Origin of the sequence: Streptomyces sp. NPDC006655, from assembly GCF_040703965.1 — a bacterium.
Classification (GTDB): domain Bacteria; phylum Actinomycetota; class Actinomycetes; order Streptomycetales; family Streptomycetaceae; genus Streptomyces.
The window spans coordinates 1-24,651 of sequence record NZ_JBEYJU010000116.1 but is presented as its reverse complement, the minus strand read 5'-3'; the positions used below and the strand labels follow the sequence as shown (position 1 = coordinate 24,651).

At 71.6% G+C, this 24,651-nt stretch carries 19 protein-coding genes; 11 read left to right on the top strand and 8 right to left on the bottom strand.

What is annotated here, in order from left to right; genetic code table 11:
* The coding region (locus AB0958_RS38925) for an SDR family oxidoreductase (protein ID WP_366895198.1) at positions 1–894 on the bottom strand (894 nt) is incomplete at its 3' end.
* A 153-nt stretch (positions 895–1,047) separates the two neighbouring features.
* On the opposite strand from AB0958_RS38925, the gene AB0958_RS38920 reads away from it, so the two are divergent.
* Together AB0958_RS38920 and AB0958_RS38915 are read left to right on the top strand one after the other, a co-directional pair.
* The gene (locus AB0958_RS38920) at positions 1,048–1,452 is read left to right on the top strand and encodes a helix-turn-helix domain-containing protein (protein ID WP_366895196.1); all 405 of its coding nucleotides are present in this window, start codon (positions 1,048–1,050) and stop codon (positions 1,450–1,452) included.
* A gap of 698 nt (positions 1,453–2,150) precedes the next feature.
* Entirely contained in the window at positions 2,151–3,518 is a 1,368-nt protein-coding gene (locus AB0958_RS38915; RefSeq protein ID WP_366895200.1) for a cell filamentation protein Fic, read from the top strand.
* Positions 3,519–3,858: 340 nt separating this feature from the next.
* Here AB0958_RS38915 and AB0958_RS38910 read toward each other — a convergent pair whose 3' ends face one another.
* Positions 3,859–4,788, bottom strand: a complete 930-nt coding sequence (locus AB0958_RS38910; protein WP_366895195.1) for an NADP-dependent oxidoreductase — start codon at positions 4,786–4,788, stop codon at positions 3,859–3,861.
* An 89-nt stretch (positions 4,789–4,877) separates the two neighbouring features.
* On the opposite strand from AB0958_RS38910, the gene AB0958_RS38905 reads away from it, so the two are divergent.
* The gene (locus tag AB0958_RS38905) at positions 4,878–5,258 is read left to right on the top strand and encodes a helix-turn-helix domain-containing protein (protein WP_366895194.1); all 381 of its coding nucleotides are present in this window, start codon (positions 4,878–4,880) and stop codon (positions 5,256–5,258) included.
* Positions 5,259–5,301: 43 nt separating this feature from the next.
* Here the strand turns inward: AB0958_RS38905 and AB0958_RS38900 are convergent, their stop codons facing one another.
* Positions 5,302–5,517 (bottom strand): TetR/AcrR family transcriptional regulator C-terminal ligand-binding domain-containing protein, encoded by a 216-nt coding sequence (locus AB0958_RS38900; RefSeq protein ID WP_366895193.1) that lies wholly within the window; start codon positions 5,515–5,517, stop codon positions 5,302–5,304.
* A gap of 179 nt (positions 5,518–5,696) precedes the next feature.
* On the opposite strand from AB0958_RS38900, the gene AB0958_RS38895 reads away from it, so the two are divergent.
* Genes AB0958_RS38895 through AB0958_RS38885 form a run of 3 tightly spaced genes read left to right on the top strand, consistent with a single transcriptional unit; the run spans position 5,697 to position 9,204 of the window.
* Positions 5,697–7,370, top strand: a complete 1,674-nt coding sequence (locus AB0958_RS38895) for an FAD-dependent oxidoreductase (RefSeq protein WP_366895192.1) — start codon at positions 5,697–5,699, stop codon at positions 7,368–7,370.
* Positions 7,367–8,854 (top strand): ATP-binding protein, encoded by a 1,488-nt coding sequence (locus tag AB0958_RS38890; protein ID WP_366895191.1) that lies wholly within the window; start codon positions 7,367–7,369, stop codon positions 8,852–8,854. Before AB0958_RS38895 ends, AB0958_RS38890 begins: the two co-directional genes overlap by 4 nt.
* The gene (locus tag AB0958_RS38885) at positions 8,851–9,204 is read left to right on the top strand and encodes a UBP-type zinc finger domain-containing protein (protein ID WP_366895190.1); all 354 of its coding nucleotides are present in this window, start codon (positions 8,851–8,853) and stop codon (positions 9,202–9,204) included. The genes AB0958_RS38890 and AB0958_RS38885 overlap by 4 nt, the downstream gene beginning before the upstream one ends.
* A gap of 69 nt (positions 9,205–9,273) precedes the next feature.
* On the opposite strand, the gene AB0958_RS38880 is transcribed toward AB0958_RS38885, so the two are convergent.
* The 5 genes from AB0958_RS38880 to AB0958_RS38860 form a co-directional block, all read right to left on the bottom strand.
* Positions 9,274–10,482 carry an SGNH/GDSL hydrolase family protein gene (locus AB0958_RS38880; protein ID WP_366895199.1) on the bottom strand — a complete coding sequence of 403 codons (1,209 nt, stop codon included), beginning with the start codon at positions 10,480–10,482 and terminating at the stop codon, positions 9,274–9,276.
* Positions 10,483–10,499: 17 nt separating this feature from the next.
* Positions 10,500–12,845 (bottom strand): glycoside hydrolase N-terminal domain-containing protein, encoded by a 2,346-nt coding sequence (locus tag AB0958_RS38875; protein WP_366895189.1) that lies wholly within the window; start codon positions 12,843–12,845, stop codon positions 10,500–10,502.
* A 137-nt stretch (positions 12,846–12,982) separates the two neighbouring features.
* On the bottom strand, positions 12,983–14,779 hold the full coding sequence (locus AB0958_RS38870) for a CBM35 domain-containing protein (RefSeq protein ID WP_366895188.1): 1,797 nt from the start codon (positions 14,777–14,779) through the stop codon (positions 12,983–12,985).
* A gap of 31 nt (positions 14,780–14,810) precedes the next feature.
* Positions 14,811–16,001 carry an ROK family transcriptional regulator gene (locus AB0958_RS38865; RefSeq protein ID WP_366895187.1) on the bottom strand — a complete coding sequence of 397 codons (1,191 nt, stop codon included), beginning with the start codon at positions 15,999–16,001 and terminating at the stop codon, positions 14,811–14,813.
* 102 nt (positions 16,002–16,103) lie between these two features.
* Positions 16,104–17,885, bottom strand: coding sequence for a M4 family metallopeptidase (locus AB0958_RS38860; RefSeq protein ID WP_366895186.1), 1,782 nt, complete (start codon positions 17,883–17,885; stop codon positions 16,104–16,106).
* A 309-nt stretch (positions 17,886–18,194) separates the two neighbouring features.
* On the opposite strand from AB0958_RS38860, the gene AB0958_RS38855 reads away from it, so the two are divergent.
* The 5 genes from AB0958_RS38855 (at position 18,195) to AB0958_RS38835 (ending at position 24,560) form a co-directional block, all read left to right on the top strand.
* On the top strand, positions 18,195–19,421 hold the full coding sequence (locus AB0958_RS38855; protein ID WP_366895185.1) for a serine hydrolase domain-containing protein: 1,227 nt from the start codon (positions 18,195–18,197) through the stop codon (positions 19,419–19,421).
* A 101-nt stretch (positions 19,422–19,522) separates the two neighbouring features.
* Complete coding sequence (locus AB0958_RS38850; RefSeq protein ID WP_366895184.1) at positions 19,523–20,872, top strand: CAP domain-containing protein; 1,350 nt, start codon at positions 19,523–19,525, stop codon at positions 20,870–20,872.
* Positions 20,873–20,928: 56 nt separating this feature from the next.
* Positions 20,929–21,606, top strand: coding sequence for an AIM24 family protein (locus AB0958_RS38845; RefSeq protein WP_366895183.1), 678 nt, complete (start codon positions 20,929–20,931; stop codon positions 21,604–21,606).
* A gap of 158 nt (positions 21,607–21,764) precedes the next feature.
* Entirely contained in the window at positions 21,765–22,724 is a 960-nt protein-coding gene (locus tag AB0958_RS38840; protein ID WP_366895182.1) for a threonine/serine dehydratase, read from the top strand.
* A 198-nt stretch (positions 22,725–22,922) separates the two neighbouring features.
* A complete protein-coding gene (locus AB0958_RS38835; RefSeq protein WP_366895181.1) occupies positions 22,923–24,560 on the top strand; it encodes a serine/threonine-protein kinase in 1,638 nt (545 codons plus the stop codon).
* Positions 24,561–24,651: the final 91 nt, after the last annotated feature.

Genomic DNA, 24,651 nt, shown 5'->3' with positions numbered 1-24,651 from the left:
GATTTGATCACCCGCCAGAAAGGCCCGAATCTCTTCCTCTTCTTGAGGGACCCTGTATTCGGCCAGGGTCATGGGCGGGCGGCCGATCAGGCGGCGCAAGTCGCCGGAGTCGGTGTACATCTCGCCGTGGCTCATGCCGCGGTCGGCGTCAGCGAGGACCTCCGCCAGCTCGGCGGGCAGGCCCGCGGCGGCCAGTGCCTGGGCGAAGTCGGTTACCGGGAGGTCAGCGTAGGTGACCTGCTTTCCGGCCGCAGCGGAGATCGCGGTGGCGAGCTCGGTGAGGGTGAAGGATTCGTCGCCGCCGAGCTCGTACACGGTGCCGGTGTGGCCTTCGGTGGTGAGGACGACCGCTGCGGCCTCGGCGTAGTCGGCGCGGGACGCGGCGCTGATCCGCCCCTCGCCCGCGGCGCCGACGACGGCGCCGTTGCGCAGGATCTGCGGCAGTTGGCCGGTGTAGTTCTCCAGGTACCAGCTGTTGCGCAGCAGCACGCTGGGGATTTCGCGGTCCCGCAGATACTCCTCGGTCGCGCCGTGCGTGGCGCCGATGACGGTGGTGGCCGTGTGCGCGTGCGTCGTGCTCGTGTACGCCACCAGCGACACGCCTGCGGACACTGCGGCGTCGATCACGCGGCGGTGGTTGGCGACCCGCTCGCCCACGGGGACCGAGGCCGAGATCAGCAGCAGCCTGTCCGCCCCCGAGAACGCCTCGGCCAGGCCGTCGGTGTCCGCGAAGTCGGCGCGGCGTACCGTGATGCCTCGCTCGGCCAGGTCCTTGATCCTGACGATGTCCCGGCCGGTCGCGATGATGTCCGCGGCCGGGATCCCGTGCCGCAGCAGTGCCTCGACGGTGAGCCTGCCCAACTGGCCGGTGGCTCCGGTGACGACGATAGGCATGATGGTCGTTCCTTCCTTCCGCGCGTGCCTCGCACGCCTGCCGCGGTGCGTCCGCGGCGGGATGGAACACAGACTGAACTGGACACTCTCTGTTGGGGAGTAGCCACTTCTTGGTAGGGTACTTACCGGACCGAAAGCATTGAGGTGAGCCGCATGGCTGCTGTCGAAACCGTGACCGGGCCCATACCGTCATTCGATCCGTACGAGCGCGGCTGCCCGTCGAGGGACCTGCTCGACCAGATCGGCAGCAAGTGGGCGGTCCTCGTGCTGGGCGAACTCGGCCGGAACGGGACCTCCCGGTTCGGCCGGCTCCGGCAGGCGCTGGCGGGCGTGAGCGAGAAGATGCTCACCCAGACGCTGCGCACCCTCGAACGCGACGGGCTGGTCAGCCGGACCGTCTACCCAGAGGTGCCGCCGCACGTGGAGTACGAGCTGACCCCGCTCGGCCAGACGCTGCGGGAACCGCTGAAGGCGCTCACGGAGTGGTCCGTGCTGCACATCGAAGAAGTCATCACCGCCCGCGAAGAGTACGACGACCGCACTCAGCGCACCGGGTAATCGGCGGCGGTCGGCGATCTGGTCATGAACGACCGCCTCGCCAAGACCGCCAGACGGCCTGCGCAGCAAAAGGATGCGTCCTGCCTGACGGCAGGACACGACCGCCGCACGGGGCAAGCAAGATCCCACAAGTGGCATAAGACCGGACGCCCGGCGCCGCTCTGCCGTTCCGTGGGGATCCAGCACACGGCGTCCACGTGTACGGGGCGCGGGGCGCGATGGGGGGGCCGTATTCTCGCCCGCAGCCCTGGCCTCGACTTCGTGCGGCGGTGACGCCGCGGTGAGACGGGCGCAGGTGACGTCGATTGTCGAGGACGCACTGCGGCGCGAAGCATTCACAGAAGCATTCACAGAGGCCCTCGTGGCCACCTACGTGTGGGGGAAGGGCAAGCGCGGCTCCCGCGGCGGCAGCGGTCCGGCCACGCGGCAGCGGTCCGGCCACACTGCAAACGATCCTGGCCGCCGCCCACCAGGCGGCGTCCACCGACGGCTGACCGTCCGATGCCTCACCCGACCTTCTCGAATATGCACTGTTCAACGCCGGACGGACGTGAGCCTCCAGGTCCGGCAGACCTACCGCATTCCGGCGCGCACAGGCATACGTCAGACGTGCCTGGTGCGGCCTGGCAGGTGTTCCAACGCGGCGCGGTAATCGGGTTGAACCGATACCGGCGAGGCACGAGACTTGCGCGGTGTTCATGGAGCTGTCGCCCCGCGACCTGACCTGGGACGAGGTGGACCCCGCCCGTCATCCGTTCGACAGCGAGGCGGCGGCAACGGTGGTCAGATCGCTCGGACCGGCCGGGCGGGTGCCCCGACGCCCCGACGTGCCGCCGGGTGACCGGGCCGTGCACGACTGGGGCTGGGAGGAGGCCAGGCCCTGGGCCGACGCCATGACCTGTGCCCTGGCCGAGCACTACGGCCGCTGGGTCGCCGGCTGGCGGTGGGCACACGACGAAGGGGACTTCGACGGAGGGCCGGTCGGCAGCTGGTGCTGCCCCCGGGACTCGGTCACCACCCCGGACGAGACCCTCGACCGGGTGACCGCGGCGCTGCGGGAGTGGCGGGAGTGGCTGGAAAGCCTGGCCGCACGGTTCGAGGCCTACCCGCTGGACCTGGCCGGTATCGACGACCAGCGGATCCTGTGGGATCGCACCGCCCGCAACCTGATCCTGCACGTCACCGACCGCACCGGCTGCGGCAGCGGCTGGTACGGGCACTGCCATCAGGTGTTGAGCTGGTTCCTCAGCCGCTGGGGCGTCCCGTCCGACGACGCCGATCACCTGGTTCAGCAGGCGATCGGCGGCCGGTTCGAGAGCTGGACCGGCCCCGACCCGGTGCTGGTCGAGGACATCGTCGAACGCCTCGCGGATGCCGTACGGCCCGACGCGGCCGCCAGAGCCGGCGAGTCACCCCTGTCCGACCACCTGAAGCGCTGGCTCGCCGTGCGCGAAACCGTGCCGTGGCATGAGGCCGCCGACAGCACCGGGGATGCACCGGTGACGCCGGTGCGCGACGGAATGGCGCAGGAGATCCGCACCTTCGATGCCATCCTGGACCCGGCCCGCGGACAGGGCCTGCTCACCGCCCTGGAGTTGATGCGGGCCGACGCCGCGCGCGGCGCCCGGCTGGACTTCGACCTCATCCAGCGCTGGCAACAACACGTCCTCGTCACACCTGGGCTGCCGCCGTTGCGCAGCCTGCCCGCCTTCGCCAAGGGCGGCCGGGAACGCTACGGCTTCGTCCCGCACATCCGCGCCCGGCTTGACGCCTGCCTCACCGAAAGCGCCAAGGACGCAGCCCGGCCTCTCCCGCTGACCGCCCGGGCTGCACGCGCCTACCTCGACGTCTGCTTCTTCCACCCCTTCGACGACGGCAACGCCCGCTGCGCCCTCCTCACCCTCCTCTTCGTCCTGGCCCGCGAAGACGTCGCACTCGACAGCGTGCGACTGCTACGCCGGGTCTCCTTCCACGCCGACGCCCCACAAGACGCACTGACCCTCACCAGGTACATCGACCTCCACCTGCGCGAAACCCGACGACGAACCACCGACCCGACCCGCTAGACACTCAAGGGCCGGCAGCCCGGCCCCCTCCGTGTCGCCGGGCCCTCCATGTCCGAGTCCGACGAGCCGGTGGCGGTGGGGGTAGCACGCAGCCTCAAGCTGTTCGCGGTGCGAAGGCCACGGGCCTTGGAGGATCGAGCCAGGCGACGAGGCTTCGGCAACTGCCGTCAGGCGTGTTCTGTCTCCATGAAGTCAGGCGTCCGCATGACGGTGACCTGCGTGGACCGAGTTGGATGAGACAGGTCGACTCGGTTCGTTGAGAGGAACGGCCGGAGTCGGCCCGTGGGGGCTCAGAGGACACCTCAGTGGGGCCTCGCTCACGCGAGGCCCCGCGACGGGATCAGACGGTGAGGACGAGCTTGCCCTGGAGGTGACCGCCGTCGAGCAGCCGGTGCGCGTCGGCGATGCGCTCGAACGGGAACGTCTCCTGCACGTGGACCCGGAGCCTGCCCTGTTCGACGAGTTCGACGAGCCCTCGCAGGGCGACCGGATCGGGTTCGACCGCGATGCCGCTGAAGCGCATGCCGGCCGCCTCGTACCTGGCGATGAGCTCCGCATCCTCCTCGGCGACCGCCGTCACCAGGTGACCGCCCGGGCGGAGCACTTCGAGCGACCGCTCGACGGTGTCACCGCCGATCGTGTCGAGCACGACGTCGACGTCACGGACCGCCTCGGTGAAGTCGACCTCCGTGTAGTCGATCACCTCGTCGGCGCCGAACCCCTCGACGAACTTCCGCTTGCTTCCACTGGCGGTGGTGATCACGTGCGCGCCGAGCGCCTTCGCGATCTGGATCGCGACGTGGCCGACCCCGCCACCACCGCCGTGGACCAGGACCCGGTCGCCCTCCCGCACGCCGCCGAGGTCGACGAGGCCCTGCCACGCCGTCAGCCCGACGACGGGCAGCGCCGCCGCTTCCACGTGCGAGAGCGGCTCCGGCTTGCGTGCCAGGTGCAACGCCGGCGCCGACACGACCTCGGCGTACGCGTTCGCCGCCCGCGGGAACAGCGGCATCCCGAACACCTCGTCGCCGGGCCTGAACCGCCACGTCCCCGGTGCCTCCTCGACCACGCCGCTGACGTCCCAGCCCAGAATGAACGGCGGCCGACCGATCAGCGGGAACTCGCCGGCGCGCAGGCGCGCCTCCAGCGGGTTCAGCCCGATCGCCTTGACGCGGACGAGAACCTCGGTCGGAAGGGGCTGGGGCTCGGGCGCGTCCACGACGGTGAGCACCTCGGGACCGCCGAGCGTCTGCTGGGTGATGACTCGCATGACTCTCCTGGCTTCGGAAGGGGAGAGGACCCAGGCTATGAATCTGATAGGAACCAGCAGGTACCTTCGGCGCAGGTACCTTTGGTGCCATGAGCGGTTTCGGTCCCGGGGATTGCTTTCTCGCCGACTGTCCGGCGCGTCTTGCGGTCGAGCTGATCGCCGACAAGTGGACGGTGGTCGTGCTCTACGGCCTCAGCAGGGGCCCGGTGCGCCATGGCCGGCTGATCGAGCTGATCGGCGGCATCTCCCGCAAGATGCTCACCCAGACGCTTCGACGGCTCGAGGCGCATGGACTCATCCGCCGCCACGCCTACGCCGAGGTGCCGCCCCGCGTCGAGTACGAACTCACCCCGCTCGGAGCGACACTGATCGATCCGATCCACATGCTGACCGAGTGGGCGAGGGCGCACGGCGACGCAGTGCTCGATGCGCTCGACGCCGACCCCGAGCCGGTCGCCCACAGCGACTGAGGCCCCCACGTTTCGTGCGGCTCAGGTAGATGACGAGACGTTCTCAGGATGACGAGACGTTCTCAGCTCGAAGCCTCCCGAGCAGCTCCGCCACAAGACTGCGGACGTACGCCTCGTCCGTACCGGGGATCGAGAAGACCACCCGGAAGTAGAGCGGCGCCACGATCCGGTCCAGGACCTGTTCCAGGGACGGGGGCGCGTCGCCGCGCTTCTGCGCCGCGTCGAGGACGGGGCGGAAGCGCTCGCTGACCCTGGCCATGGACTGCCCGGTCGCCCACCTGCCGGGCTGACGATGCGGCGGATCGGGAGGTACTCAGTCGGTGTGCTGGTCCGTGGGGGCGGTCCTGCCCTTGCCCTTGCTGACCCGCAGGTACTCTCGCGCCGTCGGGATCATCATTGCCGTCGCCATGGCCCCTCCCCGTCCCGTACGGTCGTTCTATGCCTCCTAAGAGTTCCACCGTAGGTGTCATCATGACCGTGGACGACGACCCGGGGGTCTCCCGTGCCGTCGCCCGGGACCTGCGGCGTCGCTACGGCGCGTCGTACCGGATCGTGCGCGCGGAGTCCGGGGACTCGGCGCTGGAGGCGCTGCGCGAGCTGAAGCTGCGCGGTGACGTGGTGGCGGTGATCCTGGCCGACTACCGGATGCCCCAGATGAACGGCATCGAGTTCCTGGAGCAGGCCCTGGACGTGTACCCGGGCGCGCGGCGGGTGCTGCTGACCGCGTACGCGGACACCAACGCGGCGATCGACGCGATCAACGTGGTGGATCTGGACCACTACCTGCTCAAGCCCTGGGACCCGCCGGAGGAGAAGCTCTACCCCGTCATCGACGACCTCCTGGACGCCTGGCGGGCCAGTGACTACAAGCCGGTGCCGGCCACCAAGGTCGTCGGGCACCGCTGGTCGGCGCGGTCCTCGGACGTGCGGGAGTTCCTGGCCCGCAACCAGGTGCCGTACCGCTGGTACTCGGTCGAGGAGCCGGAGGGGCAGCGGCTGCTGGCCGCCGCCGAGGCCGACGGGCAGCGGCTGCCGCTGGTGATCACACCGGACGGCACGCCCCTGATCGAGCCGGAGGCGCCCGAACTGGCCGCGAAGGTGGGGCTGGCGACCACGCCCACGGCGGACTTCTACGACCTGGTGGTCATCGGCGGTGGCCCGGCCGGGCTGGGCGCGGCGGTCTACGGGGCGTCGGAGGGGCTGCGGACGGTGCTCGTGGAGCGTGCGGCGACCGGCGGGCAGGCCGGTCAGAGCTCCCGGATCGAGAACTACCTCGGCTTCCCGGACGGGGTGTCGGGCGCCCAGCTCACCGACCGGGCCCGGCGGCAGGCCGCCAAGTTCGGCGCGGAGGTGCTGACCGCGTGCGAGGTCACCGCGCTGGAGGTCAACGGGGCCGCGCGGGTGGTGCGGTTCTCGGACGGGTCGACGATCGCGGCGCACAGTGTGATCCTGGCGACGGGTGTGCAGTACCGGCAGCTGGACGCGGCGGGCTGCGTCGATCTGACCGGCTGCGGGGTGTTCTACGGCTCCGCGCTCACCGAGGCCACCTCCTGCCAGGGGCAGGACGTCTACATCGTCGGCGGGGCCAACTCGGCGGGGCAGGCCGCGATGTACCTGTCCAGATTCGCCAAGTCGGTGACGCTGCTGGTGCGCGGCGCCGACCTGTCCGCCTCGATGTCGTACTACCTGATCCAGCAGATCGAGGAAGCGCCGAACATCTCGGTCCGCAGCCACACGGTGGTCGACGCCGCGCACGGCACCGAACGGCTCGAGCGGCTGACCCTGCGCCAGGTGAGCACCGGGGACTGCGAACAGGTCGACGCCCAGTGGATGTTCGTGTTCATCGGGGCGGCGCCGCTGACCGACTGGCTCGGTGACACGGTGCTGCGCGACGGGCGCGGGTTCATCCTCGCCGGACCGGATCTGACCGTCGACGGGACGCCGCCCGCCGGCTGGGAGCTGGCCCGGCCGCCGTACCACCTGGAGACCAGCGTTCCCGGCGTGTTCGTGGCGGGCGACGCCCGCGCCGAGTCCGCCAAGCGTGTCGCGTCCGCCGTCGGAGAGGGAGCCATGGCCGTGATGCTCGTCCACAGATACCTGGAGCAGTCATGAGCGGGCAGGTGATGCCGTGCAGCCCGAAGGAGATCGGGGCGCTGTTCCTGTTCGAGAAGCTGGAACCGGAACAACTGGGGCGGCTGTGCGCGGCCGGCCGGGTGGAGCTGTTCCAGGCGGGTCCCGTCTACACCGAGGGCGAACCCGCGACCTGTTTCTACGTGATGCTCGGGGGCACGTTGGTGCTCTCCCGGCGGGTCGCGGGTGACGACGTCGAGGTCACCCGGACCTCGCAGACCGGGGTGTACGCGGGCGCCATGCAGGCGTACCTCGGGGACCGGGTGCGGCAGGTGTACAACAACTCGATGCGGGTGACCGAGCCGACGCGGTTCTTCGTGCTGCCCGCGGACACGTTCTCGGACATCATGCAGGACTGGTTCCCGATGGCCGTCCACCTGCTGGAAGGGCTGTTCTGGGGTTCGAAGAGCACCCAGGCGGCGATCGGGCAGCGGGAACGGCTGCTCGCGCTCGGCTCGTTGTCCGCGGGGCTCACGCACGAGCTCAACAACCCGGCCGCGGCGGCCGTGCGGGCGACGTCCACGCTGCGCGAGCGGGTGGCGAAGATGCGGCACAAGCTGGCGGTGATCGCCTCAGGGCCGTTCTCCCGGGAGCAGTTGGCCGGTCTGATCGAGATCCAGGAACGCACCGCCGAACGGGTCGGCAAGGCTCCGGCGCTCAGTCCGCTGGAGGCCTCGGACCGCGAGGACGTGCTCTCCGACTGGCTCGACGACCACGGCATCGACAACGGCTGGCAGCTCGCGCCGACCTTCGTGCAGGCGGGGCTCGACGTCGACTGGCTGGAGCAGGTGGCCGCCGCCGTGGACGACGAGATCCTTCCCAACGCGGTGGGCTGGCTCAACTACACCGTCGAGACCGAGCTGCTGATGAACGAGATCGACGACTCCACGTCCCGCATCTCGCACCTCGTCGACGCGGCCAAGCAGTACAGCCAGCTGGACCGGGCGCCGTTCCGGGAGGTGGACGTGCACGAGCTCCTCGACAGCACCCTGATGATGCTGTCCGGGAAGATCGGGCAGGGCATCCGGGTGGTCAAGGAGTACGACCGTTCGCTGCCGTCCGTCCCCGCCTACCCGGCCGAACTCAACCAGGTGTGGACCAACCTCATCGACAACGCGGTCTGCGCGATGAAGGACGGTGACGGCGCCGGGCACGGCACGCTGACCGTGCGGACCGCGCGGGACCACGAGCAGGTGCTGGTGGAGTTCGGGGACACCGGGAGCGGGATCGCACCGGAGATCAAGGACCGGATCTTCGATCCGTTCTTCACGACGAAGCCGGTGGGCCAGGGCACCGGGCTCGGCCTGGACATCTCCTGGCGGATCGTCGTGAACAAGCACCACGGCAGCATGCGGGTGGAGTCGGTGCCCGGGAACACCCGCTTCCAGGTACTGCTCCCGCTGACCGCCGACGTACCGGTCTCACCCGAGGCACCGGAAACCCAGTCAACCGAGGAGACGGTATGAGCGACGACCCCGCGATCGATCCGGAGGTGCCGCCGAGCGGTGCCGGGTGTGTGGAGTGCGACAAGGCGGGCGGCTGGTGGTTCCACCTGCGGCGGTGCGCGCAGTGCGGGCACGTCGGCTGCTGCGACGACTCCCCCTCGAAGCACGCGACCGCGCACTTCCACGAGACAGGACACCCGCTGATCCGCAGCTACGAGCCGGGCGAGGCCTGGTTCTGGAACTTCGAGACGAACGAACTGTACGAGTCGGGGCCGGAGTTGGCACCGCCGGTGAGCCACCCCGCGGACCAGTCCGTACCGGGCCCGGCGGACCGGGTACCCGCGGACTGGGCCCGCACGCTGCGCGGCTGAGCACCGCGGCACGGAGGCGGTGACGGCGCCCGGGCGCCGTCACCGGCACCGGTCCCGGCACCGGTCCCGTCACCGGTCGCAGTCGAGGCTCGCCAGGTCGACGGCGTCGGCCATGGCCTGCATGCCCTTGTCGTTGGGGTGGATGTGGTCGCCGCTGTCGAGGAACGGCAGCATCCGCGCCTGGTCGTAGGGGCTGCGCAGGATCCGGTCGAAGTCGGTGACCGCGTCGAACTCCCCGCTGGTGCGGATGTACCGGTTGACCTCCTGACGGACGGCCTCCCCGGCCTGGTCCCACTCCGGCCAGCCCTCGAAGGGCCCGACGGTCGAGGCGACCACGCACGTGCCGGCCGCGTGCGCCCGCCGGACGATCTCGCGGTAACCGGCGATCAGGCCGGCCGCGGTGACCCCGGTGTGGGCCTTGATGTCGTTGACCCCCTCGAAGAGGAAGACGGTACGGACCCCGGGCTGGCTCAGGACGTCGCGGTCCAGCCGGTGCAGGGCGGCCTGCCCGGCGCCGTCCGCGAGGACCTGGTTCCCGGAGATGCCCTCGTCGGCGACGCCCTCGACCCCGGTGTGCGCCGTGTGGAGCCGGCGGGCGAGGTAGTCGGGCCAGCGGCGGTTCAGGTCGGTGGTGGACGCCCATCCGTCGGTGATGGAGTCGCCGAGCGCCACCACGGCTCCGGTGGCCGGGTCCGGCGGCCGTACCGAGACCGAGTCCAGGTACCACCAGGAGCCGGTGGTCGCGGTCCAGTGGGCGGCACCCTCCTCGGCGGTGTGGTCGCCCTGGGTGGTGTAGGAGGTCTGCAGGGCCATCCCGTGGCCGGTGGCGGGACCGGCCGCGTCCGGGCTGTGCAGGCTGACGACGAGATTGCTGCCGGCCGGCAGGCTGCCGGGCAGCGGGTCGCTCCAGGCGGTGGCGCCGGCCGGTACGGTGACCGTGCGGGCGCCGTCGAAGGTGAGCCGCTTGTTGCTGCCCGGCTTCAGGGCGGCGCCCTGGCGCTGGAGACCGGCGTAGACGCTGTCCAGGGTCAGCGGCCGGTCCCCGAAGGCGTTGGACAGCCGTACCCGCAGGCCGGTGCCGGCCGCGCTGGTGTGCACGACCAGCCGGTAGCCGCGGTCGGCGGTGCCCTCCCCCATCCGGTCGGCGGCGGCGCCCCAGGTGACGACGGCGTGCCGGGTGGCGGCCGGCCCTGCGGGAGGCGCCGCCGCGGGCACCCCCTGGGCGGGGCCGGTCTGACAGGCGACCGCGGTCAGCAGGACCGCGCCGAGGCGGACCATCCGCGTGAACCGGCCGGTCACCGCGCCAGGTCCTTCAGCGTGACCGACTGGCCGGGCCGCAGGGTGACCGTCCGTGCGGTGCCGCGGTAGGCGACCGTGGTGGTACGACCGCCGACGCTGTGGATCCGGACCTCGGTCGGCTCGCCGTCGCGCCAGCTCAGGTCGACGGTGAAGCCGCCGCGGGCGCCCGCCCCGGTGACCGCACCGGAGGCGGCCCAGGCGTCGGGCAGGGCGGGCAGCAGCTCCAGACGGCCGGGCCGGGAGTACAGCAGCATCTCCAGGATCGCGGCCGGCGTCCCGAAGTTGGCGTCGATCTGGAAGATGCCGCGGCCCGGCTGGACCTCGTAGATGTCGAAGAGGTTGGGTGAGGTGCCGTTGCTGCCGTCGGCCGACGGGCGGAGGTTGCGGACGACTAGCCGGTAGGCCTTGTCGGCGTCCTTCAGCCGGGCCCAGCACAGGGCGCGCCAGGCGTTGGCCCAGCCGAAGCTGTCCATGCCGCGCGCGGTGAGCAGGGCGGTAGCGCCCTTGACGATGTCCTTCGGGCTGGAGCCGTCGGGTCGGATCCGGTCGCCGGGGAAGAGGTTGATCAGCGGCGAGAGGTGGCGGTGGGTGGTCTCGCCCAGGTTGTCCGGGGACATCCACTCCTCCAGCCAGCCGGTCCTGGGGCTCACCACCGGCAGGTAGAGGCGGTCCCGGAGCGTGCCGATGGTGCCCGCGTATCCAGCATCCCTCCCCAGCTCGGCGGCCGCAGTGCGGAAGTTCCCGAACAGGGTCCAGACCAGTTCCTGGGCGTAGGTGATGCCCTTGGCGTCCAGCGGGCCCTGTTCCGGGGACCAGTCGCTGTCCGCGATCAGCACCTCCTTCCCGTCGTCCAGGGTGGTGGTGAGCAGCCGTGCCTCCCAGAACTCGACGGCACCCTTGAGGAGGGGGTAGATCTTCTCCAGGTGGGCGCGGGACCGGGTGAACTCGTAGTGTTCCCACAGGCTCTGGCACAGCCAGGCGTTGCCCGCCGGGTGCCACCACCAGCCGCCTCCGCCGAAGGGGTTGGTGGAGATGGCGACGGTCCAGCCGGCGGCCCCGCCGCGGGAGTTGCGGTAGCGGTTGCGGGGGTCCTGGAAGAGCCGCCGGGTGGTGTCCGTCCAGGACGGGAGCTGGCCGACGCAGTAGTCCGTGAAGGCGTCGAAGCACGGGGACAGGCCCAGCCGGTCGGCCATCCAGTAGTTCATCTGGATGTTGATGTCGGTGTGGTAGTCGCCCATCCAGTCGGGGTCGTTGCCGTCCAGCCAGAGCCCCTGGAGGCCCATCGGCAGACTGTCACGGGACCCGGCGATCATCAGGTAGCGGCCGAACTGGGCGTAGGCGGCCTCCAGTTCGGGGTCCGGGTCGCCGGTGTCGGCGCGGGCCTCCAGGCGCGCCCAGGTGTCCAGTTGCCGCTGCTGCGCGGTCGACCTGCCGAGGGACAGGTCGAACCGGCCGAACAGGGCCCGGTGATCGGCGGCATGGGTGCGCAGCAGCGAGTCGGCCGAGTGCCGGGCGGCGGCGGCGACCTTGGCACGGGCGAGCGCCGGCGGTTCGACGGACGGGTCGCGGTAACCGGCGGCGGCGTTCGGCGCGTAGTCGGTGCCGCCGCCGAGTACGACGGTCAGCTCCCGGCAGTCGGTGAAGCCGATGCCCGACCCCTTCACCCGCACGCTGCCGCCGACGCCGTACGCCTTGACGGCGGCACCGTACGTCAGCCCGTTGGCGAAGGACCCGGCGAACGACTCGGCCGTGCCGCCGGTCTCGCCGTGGGTCCCCTCCAGGGTGACGGTGCCGGTGTAGCGGCCGCCGCCGTCCTGGCTGAAGTGCAGCACGATCACGTCGTCGGGGCGGCTGGCGAACACCTGCCGCCGGTACGTCACTCCGGAGCGGACGTACGACGCCTCGACCACGCCGTTGTCGAGGTCGAGGGTGCGTCGGTAGCCGGAGACGGCGCCCAGGTCGTGGTCGGGGATCTCGACGGTGAGCCTGGCGAGCAGGGTGAGCGAGCCGAAGTCGGCGCGGCCGTAGGGGAACTGGCCGTCGGAGTCGAGGGTGTCGTTGAGCCCGCCGGTCCACAGCGTGGCGTCGGTGATCAGGAGCAGCTCACGGCCGGGGTCGTTGCTCGCGAGGGCCCCGAGCCGCCCGTTGCCGACGGGCAGCCCCTGCGTGATCATCGACCCGGTGTCGGCGGGCGCCTGCCACCAGAGGTGATGGCGGGGGGTGACGAGCGGTTCGGAGGACCGCACCGGCGCGGCGGAGGCACGGAAGGAGGGCAGCCCGGCGAGGGCTCCGGTGGCCGCGGCGAGAGAAAGGAGGTGTCGTCTGCTGAGCTGGTTGTCCATGGGTTCCCATCCGACGTCCGTGAGGAGGGCGCCCCCTTGGGGGCGCTGGGGGCACCCCCGGCCGGAGGCTGGGGGAGGAACTGCGCGACCGGCCCCCCACCGGCCCGCAGTTCCCCACAACGCACGTGCCGAGCCGCCTACCGGGGCGACTTGGGCACGTCGATCCGGTCGACGTCCGGCGCGTACCCCGACCCGCTGTCGAAGCTGATCGTGTTGGCACCGGCCTTCAGGGTCACCGGGACGCTCACACTCGAAACCGTCCCCCAGTCCCCGGTCGACGGGAACTTGTGCCCGGTCCCGCTCCCCGAGTTCGCCGCGATCACCGCCGACCGCGAGTCACCGCTGATGTACGCGACCTTCACCAGGTACGTACCGGCCTTGTCGACGACCACGTCGTTGAAGGTCAGCTTGCCGCCCTGGTACAGGTTGCCGACCTTCTTCTGCCCGGAGCACGCGTCGCACCCGGCGACGGACGCGTTGCCGCTCAGGGTGTTGCCGCTCGCCTCGGCCTCGTAGCCGGTGGACGCCAGGACACTGCCCTTCGGCGTCACGGTGAACAGCCGCGAGCCGTGCGCCGGCAGCGCCTCGGTGATCTTGTTCTGGAAGCTGCCCAGGTTCTCGTGGTTCCACAGGTCCCGCACCGACGCCTTGCCGCTGAAGCCCAGCGCCGTCCAGTCGGCCGTGACCGCGGAGGGCGAGTCCGCGAGGTTGAACAGGGCGACCGTGTACGTGCCGTCGGCGTTCTTCGCGGCCCAGACCTGCTGCGGGTCGGACGGGGTGACCGGCCGGGCCGGCGGGTTGTCGCTCTGGTCGACGCCGATCACCTCGCGGTTGGTGAGCAGCGAGACCCCGTAGTCGTCGAGCTTGGTGAGGTCGTCGCCGGTGAACAGCGGCGACTTGGCGACCGCCCACAGCGTGGCGTAGCTCTGCCGTTCGGCCTTGGTGAGGCCGTCCATCGCGCCGTTGCCGACGTCGAGGGAGTCGAGGTCGTTCCAGCCGCCGGGGCCCGCCTCGCCGGTCCAGGCCGGGGTGTCGTCCCAGCGGTCGTCGACGGAGTTCTCCCAGGTGACGAGGGTGTTGCAGTAGCACTCGACGTCGGTGTCGATGCGCCAGCCGTTGGTGTACTTCTTCCAGTCGGCGGCGTGCCCGTGGTCCAGGGACCAGGAGGCCTCCAGGTGGATCGGGCGGCCGGTGCCGGCGATCGCCCGGTGCCAGGCGGCGACGTCGGCGACGTTGTCGTACTGGTCACCGCTCTTGCCGGAGCCGGGGCCCACTCCGTCGAGCTTGAGGAAGTCGTAGCCCCAGTCGGCGATCAACTGGGCCTGTGAGTCTATGTACTTCTGCGCGCACGGCCGGCTGAAGTCGATCTTGTACGAGCTGTCCCAGCCGTTGGTGGTGCGCAGGTCCGGGTAGACGATGTCGGCGGTGGTGCAGCCCTCGGCGTTCCAGACGGGGGTCTTGCCGTCGCCGTACGCGCCCTTCTCCAGGCCGACCGGAAGGTAGATGCCGGCCTTGAGGCCCTTGGCGTGGATGTGGTCGGCGACGGCCTTCATCCCGCTGGGGAAGCGGGCGGGGTCGGCCTGCTGGCGGCCGTACCGGTCGTAGCCCTCCTTCCAGTTCCAGTCCATCCACCAGCCGGCGTCGATGTTGACGTGGTCGTAGCCGTACTTCTTCAGCTTGCTCGCGAGGGCGTCGGTCTGCTTGAGGACGTTCGCCTCGGTGAGGTAGCTGTAGTCGCCGTTGTCGTTGAGACCCGGGTACTTGGACGACTGCATGCTCCAACTCGACCAGCCCATGTAGGGCTTGGCGGCGATCGGGGCGGGGGTCTGGGCCTCGGCGGCGGGCACCGCGGACGCCAGGGCCGTGGTCAGTGCCAGGACGAGGACGGTTCTCAGCCCGCGGGCGGGCAGGACGGAGCGTGAAGGTGACCGCATGGGCCCTCCTGGGTTCGGGGTTCCGGGCGGCTCAGCCCTTGCCCGGGGTGGTGGGAGAAGAGGTGATGAAGGACTGGATCGCGGCGGCCGCGGCCCCGCGGGCCCACTCCTCGAAGGCGAGTGGGCGGGTCTGTACGTCGCACCGCGCGGCGGAGCCGAAGGCAGCCGCGGTGAACGAGTCGAGGATCTGCTCGGCGAAGAGGTCGTAGGCGGCGAGGCCCTCGCCGGAGATGATCACGCGTTCGGGACCGAAGAGGTTGGCCACGGTCGCGATGCCCCGGCCGATCGCCTCACCCGCCGCGGAGAACACCTCCCGGGCTCCGGGGACCCCTGCGTGGGCGAGGGCCGCCGCTTCGGCGGAGTCGGCGATCCCACGGCCCGTCACCTCCCGCATGCGGCTGACGATCGCCGCGTCCCCGGCGATCGCCTCCACGCAGCCGCGGTTGCCGCAGTGGCAGAGCGGCCCGGCCGGGTCGATGGCCACGTGCCCGATCTCCCCCGCCACGCCGTGGGCGCCCGCGACCACCCGGCCGTGGACCACCAGCCCGCAGCCGATGCCGGCGCCGACGGTGACCACGGCGAAGTCCGACAGTCCGACACCGGCGCCGAACCACTGCTCGGCGACGGTCAGGGCGCGTACGTCGTTGTCGACGACGACCGGCAACCCGGTGGTCATCGCGGCGAGTTCGGCGAGCGGGACCGCGCGCCAGTCGAGGAAGGGCGAGTAGCGCACGACCCCTTCGGCGCGGTCCACGTCGCCGGAGACCGCGATGCCGAGGCCGAGGACGGGGGCGCCGAAGCCGGCGGCCTCGGTGCGCAGTTCGTGGGTCAGCCCGGCGACGGAGGTCAGCACGGCCTTGGCGGCGCGGTCGGTGACGGGCAGCCGGCGGGCCAGCCGGATCCGGCAGCACAGGTCGGTGAGGACCGCGATCACCTCGTCCCCCGTCACCTTGACGCCGATGAACAGCGCGCGTCCACCGTCGACCCGCACCAGGTTGGCGGGGCGCCCGAGCGCGGGCCGGGCGTCGCCGTCGGCGTCCTCCGCCAGATAACCGGCCGCCAGCAGCGGCCGGACGGCCTTCGTCACGGCCGCCGCCGACAGCCCGGCCCGGCGGGCCGCCTCCAGCCTGGTGAGCGGGCCGTGGGCGAGGACCGTGGTGAAGATCTGGGCGGCGGCCGGCGTGTGGGCCGGGAACGTCTCGGCACGGGTGGTGGAGCGCATGGCCGGGAACCTAGGCGGGTTATTTTCCGCTGTCAATAAAAGAAACAGGAATCACCTGAAGGTTGACTGTGAGGCTCCCGTGGCCTTCAAATGGCGAACGGGTCAGGGGCGTTGGCCCGCGTTCCGCGTCGGCGTGTTGGCGGGGGTCACGTCCACCGCGGCCCAGGCCTGGTCGACCGTGCGGTACTCCACGCTGCTCGCGCCGTAGAGGTCCTTGGCCGCCTCCAGCGTCGCCACCCGTGCGCCGTGGAAGTCGGTCGAGGAGACCATGTACCGGGTGAGGGCGCGGTAGAAGACCGCGGTGGCCTTGGCGCGGCCGATGCCCGTGACCGTGGACCCGTCGTAGGTGGGCGAGTCGTAGGTGGTGGCGCCGATGGTCTTGCGGCCGCTGCCCTCGGCGAGCAGGTAGAAGGCGTGCGAGGAGACGCCGGAGCCGACGTGCACCTCGGCGCCGGCCACCTGGGGCGACCAGTAGTCGACGGTGCCTTCGAGGCGGTCGAGGGAGGGGTGGTCGAGGCGGCGCAGGAACTTCTGCGCGAGGCCCAGCTTCTCGCCGAGGAGGTAGTTCGGCGGGTTCTTCGGGTTGTCGGCGAAGAACTCCACGCCCGAGCCGAAGATGTCGGCCAGCGACTCGTTGAGCGCCCCGGCCTCGCCGTACTGGTTGCCGTGCACGTCGATGCGGGTCGGCGCCAGTTTGGCGGTGGCGTCCACCACGCCGTGGGTGAGCTCGTGTCCGGTGACGTCCAGGACGACCAGCGGCTTCTTTATCTCGTCGCCGTCCCCGTCCCCGTAGAGCATGCAGCCGCAGGTCGAGTCCCAGAAGGCGTTGCCGACCTTGTCGCCCCAGTGGACCATGGCCCGGGCGGGTTTCGAGTCGTTCGCTATGCCCTTGCGGCCGAACGTCCTCCGGTAGAAGTCCAGGGTCTCGGTGATGCCGTACTGGGCGTCGGCGGCTGCGCTGCCCCGGCTGGTGGTGGTGCCGTTGCCCCAGCTGTCGTTCGTGCTGGTGAACGTGGTGCCCTGGCCGAAGCTCTCGGTCTCCTTGCCCTTGGCGTCCCGGGTCTCGGTGCCGTACCGGGTCGGGTCCTTGAGCAGGAAGTTCTTGCGGGCGGTCCGGGTGGTGGTGAGCGCGACCCTGCCCACGAAGAGGGACCGGCCGGTGCCGTGCGCGGTCGTCGGGTAGTGGGGCGCCGCGGCCGCGGACGTGCCGGTGAAGGTGTTCGGCCGGGTGCCGGTGGCCGGGGCGAGGCTCTCGCCGCGCCGGTGCAGGGCCTCCAGAACCCGGGGCGAGAGGAACTCGTCGTTGTCCGGGGTGATGCTGCGCACCCTGCCGGTGAGCGCGTCGACGACGACCGTGGCCGGGCCGTTCGCGCCGTCGACCGCCACCTGGTAGGCGAGGGCCCGGGCGCCGTCGCGGGCGTCGACCACGAGCGCGGCGGTGCCGGCCTCGCCGTCGGCGGCGGCGGCCGCCTTCTGCTCGGCCTGCCGGGCGGTCAGCTTCGCCTCGGTGGTGGCCGGTTCCACGGTGTGGTCGGCCGCACGGGTGACACCCGTGTAGGCCAATTGACGGGAAAGATGAACGACGAGGTCACCGCCGAGCACCGGCATCCCCCGGTGGGTCCGGACGAAGCGGACGTGGCGGGCTCCCTCGGGGTCGATCATCACGTCCTGGGCCCGGAGTTCGTCGCCGGTGCCGACACCGGTCGCCTTCGCGTGGGCGAAGGCCGCGGCGCGGGCTGCCCCCACCACCTGCGCGGCCGTCGTGGCGGCGGTCGAACCACGCACCCCCGTGTCGGGACCGGCGAAGGCCGTACCGGCCAGGCCGGTGGCGGCCGTCGTCACGGCGACGGCGACCGCCACGCCGCGTATGCGCGCACTACGCACTGATCAGGGTTCCTTTGCTGGGACGGCGGCCGGGGTCGTCGACCGCCGTGCGGCAGGGCGCCGTAGGACGCCAAGGGGGCTGGTCGGGCCCCGAGCCGCAACCCTTCCGGACGAGTCATGTCCATGTAAAGCGCGGTTCGTCGCTTTTCTTGCTTTTCGTGGCAATACTTTGCGAAACCGCATCGCACAGTGATCACAGGATGACCAACTGTGCGTCGGCTGTGGAGATGTGACGGGATGCGAGAAGGTTCCCCGAACCGGATGTGACCCATCTCGCATCGGAAACAGCACGGAGAGGAGCAGGCCCGGATGGTCTCGGCAATGGTCAGCAGAAGCGCGGTGCTCGGAGCGGTGGCACTGTCACTGCTCGCGGTACCGGCCCAGGCGGCGCCGCTGAAGGCGCGGGCACACCCACGGACGGCGGACGCCCTGCCGGCGCCGGACACCGCGGGACTGACCGCGGTGCTGCGCTCGGTCGTGGCGAACGGGGCGCCCGGCGCGATGGCCCGTATCGACGAGGGCGCGAAGGTCTACCGGACGACACAGGGCGTCGCCGACCGCATGAGCAGGCGGGCCATCACCACCGCCGACCGCTTCCGCGTCGGCAGTGTCACCAAGACGTTCTCGGCGGTCGTCCTGCTGCAACTGGTGGACGAGCACCGGCTCGCCCTGGACGCGCCGGTCAACCGCTATCTGCCGGGCCTGCTCCCGGACGACCGCATCACCGTGCGGCACGTGCTCAGCCACCGCAGCGGTCTGTACGACTACACCAACGACATGTTCGCGAGCAGCGTGTCCGGCTTCGAAGCGGTCCGGAACAAGGTCTTCACCTACCGCCAGCTGCTGGACCTCTCCCTGCGCAAGCCGCGCACCAACGCGCCGGGAGCCGCCTACTCGTACTCCAACACCAACTTCGTGGTCGCCGGCATGCTCATCGAGAAGCTCACCGGGCACAGCGTGAAGGCCGAGTACGAGAACCGCATCTTCAAGCCGCTGGGCCTGACCGGCACCTTCTACGTCCACCCGGACACAAGGATCCCCGGGCAGCACGCCAACGGCTACCTCACCGCGGACCAGGCGGGCGCGAAGCCCGTCGACGCGACCGAGCAGACGGTGTCCTGGGCCCAGAGCGCGGGCGCCATCATCTCCACCACCCGCGACCTCGACACCTTCTACTCCGCGCTGGCCGGCGGAAAGCTCACCTCGGCCGCCCGGCTGGCGGACATGGAGCGCTTCAACCGCGTCAACTCCAACACCTCCTACGGCCTCGGGCTGCGCCGCCGCGACCTGTCCTGCGGGATCTCGGTGTACGGCCACACGGGCGCCGTGCAGGGCTACTACACGTACGCCTTCACCACCAAGGACGGCAAGCGCAGCCTCACCGCCGTCGCCAACGCCTCCAACAACTCCGCCGTCCTCAACACGCTTGCGCAGACGCTGGAGCCGGCCTTCTGCGGCAAGCAGCGCTCCACGCGGCGCGCCGACACGCCGCTGGAGCGGGAGGACGTGGCCCCGGCCGCGCCGCGCGAGCAGTAGCGCCGAGGCAGGCGGGGAACCTCGCGCCCGGGCCGGACGTTCAACCGGCGACTCCCCCACCGGGCGCGGTGTTCGGCCCCTGACCTCGTAGAGGCGGCGAGATGAGCGAGCTGGTCCCCGGGGGCAACCTGCCCCTCCCGGGCGGCGCGCTGACGCTCCGGGTGCCCGGCCGCTTCGACGTGTCCGCCCTGGTCACCGACGAGAGCGGCAGGGTCGGCGGCGACGCCGACTTCGTCTTCTACAACCAGCCGGACGCGCCCGGCGTCCGGCTGCGCGGCGACACGCTGACCGTCGAGCCGGCCCTGCTGCGCTCCGGTGCCGTGCGGGTCACCGTCGCGGTCACCGCCGCCGAACCCGGCACCCCGCTCGGCTCGCTGCCCGCCGCCACCCTGCACGTCACCGACCGCCTCGGGCGCCCGGTGGCCCGCTTCTCCCCGCCCCGGCCACGGGCGGAGACCCTGCTGCTGCTCGCCGAGATGTACCGCCGGGGCACCGGCTGGAAGCTGCGCGCGGTCGGCCAGGGGTACGCGGACGGACTGGCGGGGCTGGCCCGGGACTACGGGGTGGACGTCGTCGAGGACCAGCAGCCGCAGCGCCCGGCCGGTTTCCGCGCCACCATCCCGCCGCAGCGCACGGCGACCGCGCCGGGCCGCCCCCCGGCCGCCCCCTTCCCCGAGCCCGACGGTCCCCTGGGCCTGGTCAACTCCGCCCGCGCCCGGGCCGGCCGGCCGCCGGTGGCCCCGGACCCCCGGCTGGTCACGGCGGCCCGCGCCCACGCCACGGCGATGGCCGAGGCCGGCCGGCTGACCACCGAGAGCGGCGACGGCGTCTCCGTGCACCAGCGGATCAGTCACACGGGCTTCGCCTACGTCACGGTCGGCGAACACCTCGTCTCCGGTCCCCGCACCCCGGCCGAGTTCGTCGACTACTGCCTGGCCACCGAGGACGCCCGGCGCACCCTGCTCGACCCGGCCTTCACCCACGCCGGACTCGCCCACGCCCGCGGCCCACGGGACGGGGACACCTACTGGACCGCGCTGTGGGCCAGGCCCCTCACCGAGGCCGAGCTGTCCCGCACCCGGGCGGAGGTCGTCGACCTCACCAACCGGGAGCGCGCCCGGGCGGGGCTCCGTCCGCTCGCGGAGGATCCGCAGCTGGCGTCCGCCGCCCAGGCGTACAGCACCGACATGGCGACCCGCTGCTTCTACTCGCACACCTCCCCCGAGGGCACCCAGCCCTGGGACCGGGCCGCCGCCGCCGGCTCCCGGCGGCGCACCATAGGGGAGAACATCGCCTGCGGACAGCGTTCCGCCGCCGAGGTGGTGGACGGCTGGATGAACAGCCCCGGACACCGGGCCAACATCCTCAAGCCGGAGTTCACCCACATGGGCACCGGCTTCGCCGGTGGCGGCCGGGCGGCCACCTACTGGACGCAGTTGTTCGGTGCCTGAACCGGTACCTTCCGCGATCTTGGCGGAACGCATCCCTCCGGGACACCATGCCCCGCATGAAGGGTGATCTTTTTTCCACGGAGCACATGGTCGTGGCGGCCGTCGAGCCGGGCATGACGATCGAGAACGCGAAATGCGTCAAGTACGCGGTGAACGGCGAGATGTACGCCCGCCAGGGGGCGATGATCGCGCACCGCGGCAATCTGCGGTTCGAGCGCAAGGGCCAGGGCGTGGGCGGCATGCTCAAGCGCGCCGTCACCGGCGAGGGGCTGCCGCTGATGTCCGTGCTGGGCCAGGGCGAGGCCTGGTTCGCGCACGAGGCGCAGAACTGCTTCATCGTCGAGGTGGAGCCCGGTGACCAGTTCACGGTCAACGGCCGCAACGTCCTGTGCTTCGACGCGTCCCTGTCCTACGAGATCAGGACCGTGAAGGGGTCCGGCATAGCCGGCGGCGGCCTGTTCAACAGCGTGTTCTCCGGGTACGGCAAGCTCGGGCTGATCTGCGAGGGCAACCCGCTGGTGATCCCCGTCTCCCCGCAGTCCCCGGTCTACGTCGACACCGACGCGGTGGTGGGCTGGACCGCGCACCTGGAGACCTCGCTGCACCGCTCGCAGTCCATCGGGTCGATGCTGCGCGGCGGTTCGGGCGAGGCGGTCCAGCTGATGCTCCAGGGCGACGGGTACGTCGTGGTCCGGCCGAGCGAGGCGACCCCGCAGAAGGCCCAGCAGCACTGACGGCGGGCGCCGTGGGCCCCGCCCCCATGACGGCCCCGGCGGCCCTGCCGGGGGTGGGGCGCCGGGGCCCGTCCGGTCCGGGTTGACCGGGGGCGTCCGTCCGGGTCAGGGTGCCCAAGGCGCGGACTTCCGCCCCCGCGCCGGAAGGGTGAACCGCCTTGATCGGCATCTCGGACATCGAAGCCGCCGCCCAGCAGATCGCCGGGCACGTCGTCCGCACTCCCACGGTGTCCAGCCCCGGTCTCTCGGAGCTGCTCGGCGCCCCCGTCACGGCCAAGCTGGAACTCCTCCAGCGCACCGGCTCGTTCAAGGCGCGCGGCGCCACGGCGAAGCTGCTGTCGCTGAGCGCGGCCGAGCGGGCGGCCGGCGTGGTCGCCGTCAGCGGCGGCAACCACGGCATCGCCCTCGCGGTGATGGCGGCGGCGCTCCATGTGAAGGCGACCGTGGTCATGCCCCGTACGGCACCCGCCCGCTCGATCGCGCTGGTCGAGGCGGCCGGGGCGGCGGTGCGGCTGACCGACGGGATGGACTCGGCGTTCGAGCTGGTGAACGTGTTGCGCGACGAAGGGCTCACCCTGGTCCACCCGTTCGACGATCCGGTCGTGATCGCCGGGCAGGGGACGGTGGGCCTGGAGTTCGCCGAGGACGCGGACGACCTCACCGATGTGCTCGTCAGCATCGGCGGCGGGGGCCTGATCGCGGGCGTGGCCGTGGCGCTGCGGGCCCGGCGTCCGGACCTGCGGGTGTGGGGTGTGGAGACGCGGGGCGCACAGGCGATGTCCGAGGCCCTGGCGGCGGGCGGTCCGCTGCCGGTGCGGGGGGCGTCGATCGTGACGACGCTCAGCGCGCCGGCCGTGTCCCGGCTGACGTACGAGCATGCGGCGGCGCTGGTGGAGGAGGTCCTGGTGGTCGCGGACCGGGAGGCCGTCCGGGGCAGCCTGGAGTTCGCCGAGCACGCCAAGGTGTGGACCGAGCCGGCCGCCGGGTGTCTGCTGCCGGCCGCCCGGCAGGTGCTGGAGCGGGTCGGGGGCGGGGCGCGGATCGGCCTCGTGGTGTGCGGGGGCAATGTGACGCACCGGGAGATCGCCGAGTGGACGGAGCGCTTCGGGCTGGACTGACGAGCGCCTCACGGCCGGGTTTTTACCGTCGGTTACCCGCAGGTCGAGGCTCGGACATGCGCCGTTTTCCCAAAGTCGACGTACCTGCCGCCGATTGAATAAAAGGCAAGAACCGCCCCGGAGTTGCAGATCCTTTGAACAAACCGGGGCGCGTCCCCCGTACTTCTGCACAAGACGAGGCAGGAGTTCCGACGAGGGATGACGATGGTCAAGGCGCATGTCTCCGCACAAGAGTTGGTCGCCGGAAGGTACCGGCTCCTCGAAGTCGCCGACCGCGAGCCGAACCGCATCAGCTGGTACGCGGAGGACGTAGAGGCCGAGCGACCGCGACTGGTGACCCAGATCGCGTTCCCGGAGCCGCCGAACGCGGACACCGTGCGCCGGACCACCGCCCGCATACTGCGCTCCTCCGAGGTCATGAGCGCGCTGCGGCCCGGCCGGGTCGCCATGGTGATCGACGCCTTCGAGGAGGCGGGCGCGCTCTGGACGGTCACCGAACTGATCGACGGCACACCGCTCAGCGAACTCCTGGCCCGGGAACCCGCGTTCGACTACGCGCGGACCGCCCGGATCGGCCTGGAGGTGCTCGACGTGCTGGATGCCGCCCACAGCGACGGCTACACCCACGGGGAGCTCAGTCCCGGCCAGGTCTTCGTCCGTGACAGGGGCCCGGTGGTGATCACCGGATTCGGTCTCGCGGGCGCGACGCTGGCCCCGAGGGTCACCGCACCGTCGTACGCCTCCCCGGAGCAGGCCCGCGACGAGCGCATCGGGCCGGCCGCCGACCTGTGGGCGCTCGGCGCGATCCTGTACACGATGGTCGAGGGGCGGCCCCCGTTCCGGGACCGCGGCCGCGCCGACGCGACCCTGAAGGGCGTGGACCGGCTGCCGCTGCGCACCCCGCTGCGGGCCGGTCCGCTGACCCAGGTGATCCAGGGGCTGCTCCGGAAGAGCTCCCGGGAGCGGCTGAGCCGTCCGGTGGTCCGCGACGCGCTGACACGTGTCCTCGACGAGGACCCCGACACGATGCCGCAGCCGGCCCCGGTCCCGCGGCTGCGCGGCGCCTACGTGGCCGCCCGGGCCTCCGGGTGGAGCAGGGTCACCATGATCGGCGGGACCGCGCTGGCCGTCGTGACCGTGTCGGTGGCGGTGCTGGCCGCGACCCAGGGCCTGCCGGGCACCTCCTCGGCGGGCTCGGCGCCCAGCACCTCGGCGACGGCCTCCGAACCGGGCAACCGCACGGACGGCAAGAGCCCGAGCGCCTCCCCCTCCCCCTCCCCCTCCCCCTCCCTTTCCTCCTCGCCCTCCGCCTCGAAGGCCTCGGGGCCGCCCGCCCGCAGCGCGTCACCCGCCGCCTCGGCCACGGCCGGCGCACTCCCGGCCGGCTTCCGGCGCTACACCGCCCCGGAGGGCTTCTCGGTGGCGCTTCCCACCGGCTGGAAGCGCCTGGACACCGCGCGGGTGAAGGATCTCGCCTACCGCGTCACCTTCGGCCCGGGAGGCGACGATCCGCGCACCCTCGCGGTCACCTACAGCACCCAGGCGGGTCCCGACCCGGTCGCCGTCTGGCGGGACGACGTCGAACCCCAGCTGGAGAAGGAGGCCGGGTACCGGCGGATCGGCCAGATCACGGCGACCACCTACCAGGGCCGCGAAGGGGCGGACATGGAGTGGCTGTCGGGGACCGGCGCCGACCGGGTGCGCACCTTCGGGCGCGGCTTCCTGCTCGGCGGCGGCCGCAGCTTCTCCCTGCGCATCACCGCACCCGCCACGGCCTGGGCCGACGCCGCGGACGAACTGGCGAGGAAGACGTTCCTGGCCACGTTCCGGGTCTAGGGCCTGTCTGACAATTCCCGTCGTCGCCCGGAGGGCGGCCGCGCGGCGTCAGGTGCGTGCTCTGGGGGTCCCCCCGGCCGGAGGCTGGGGG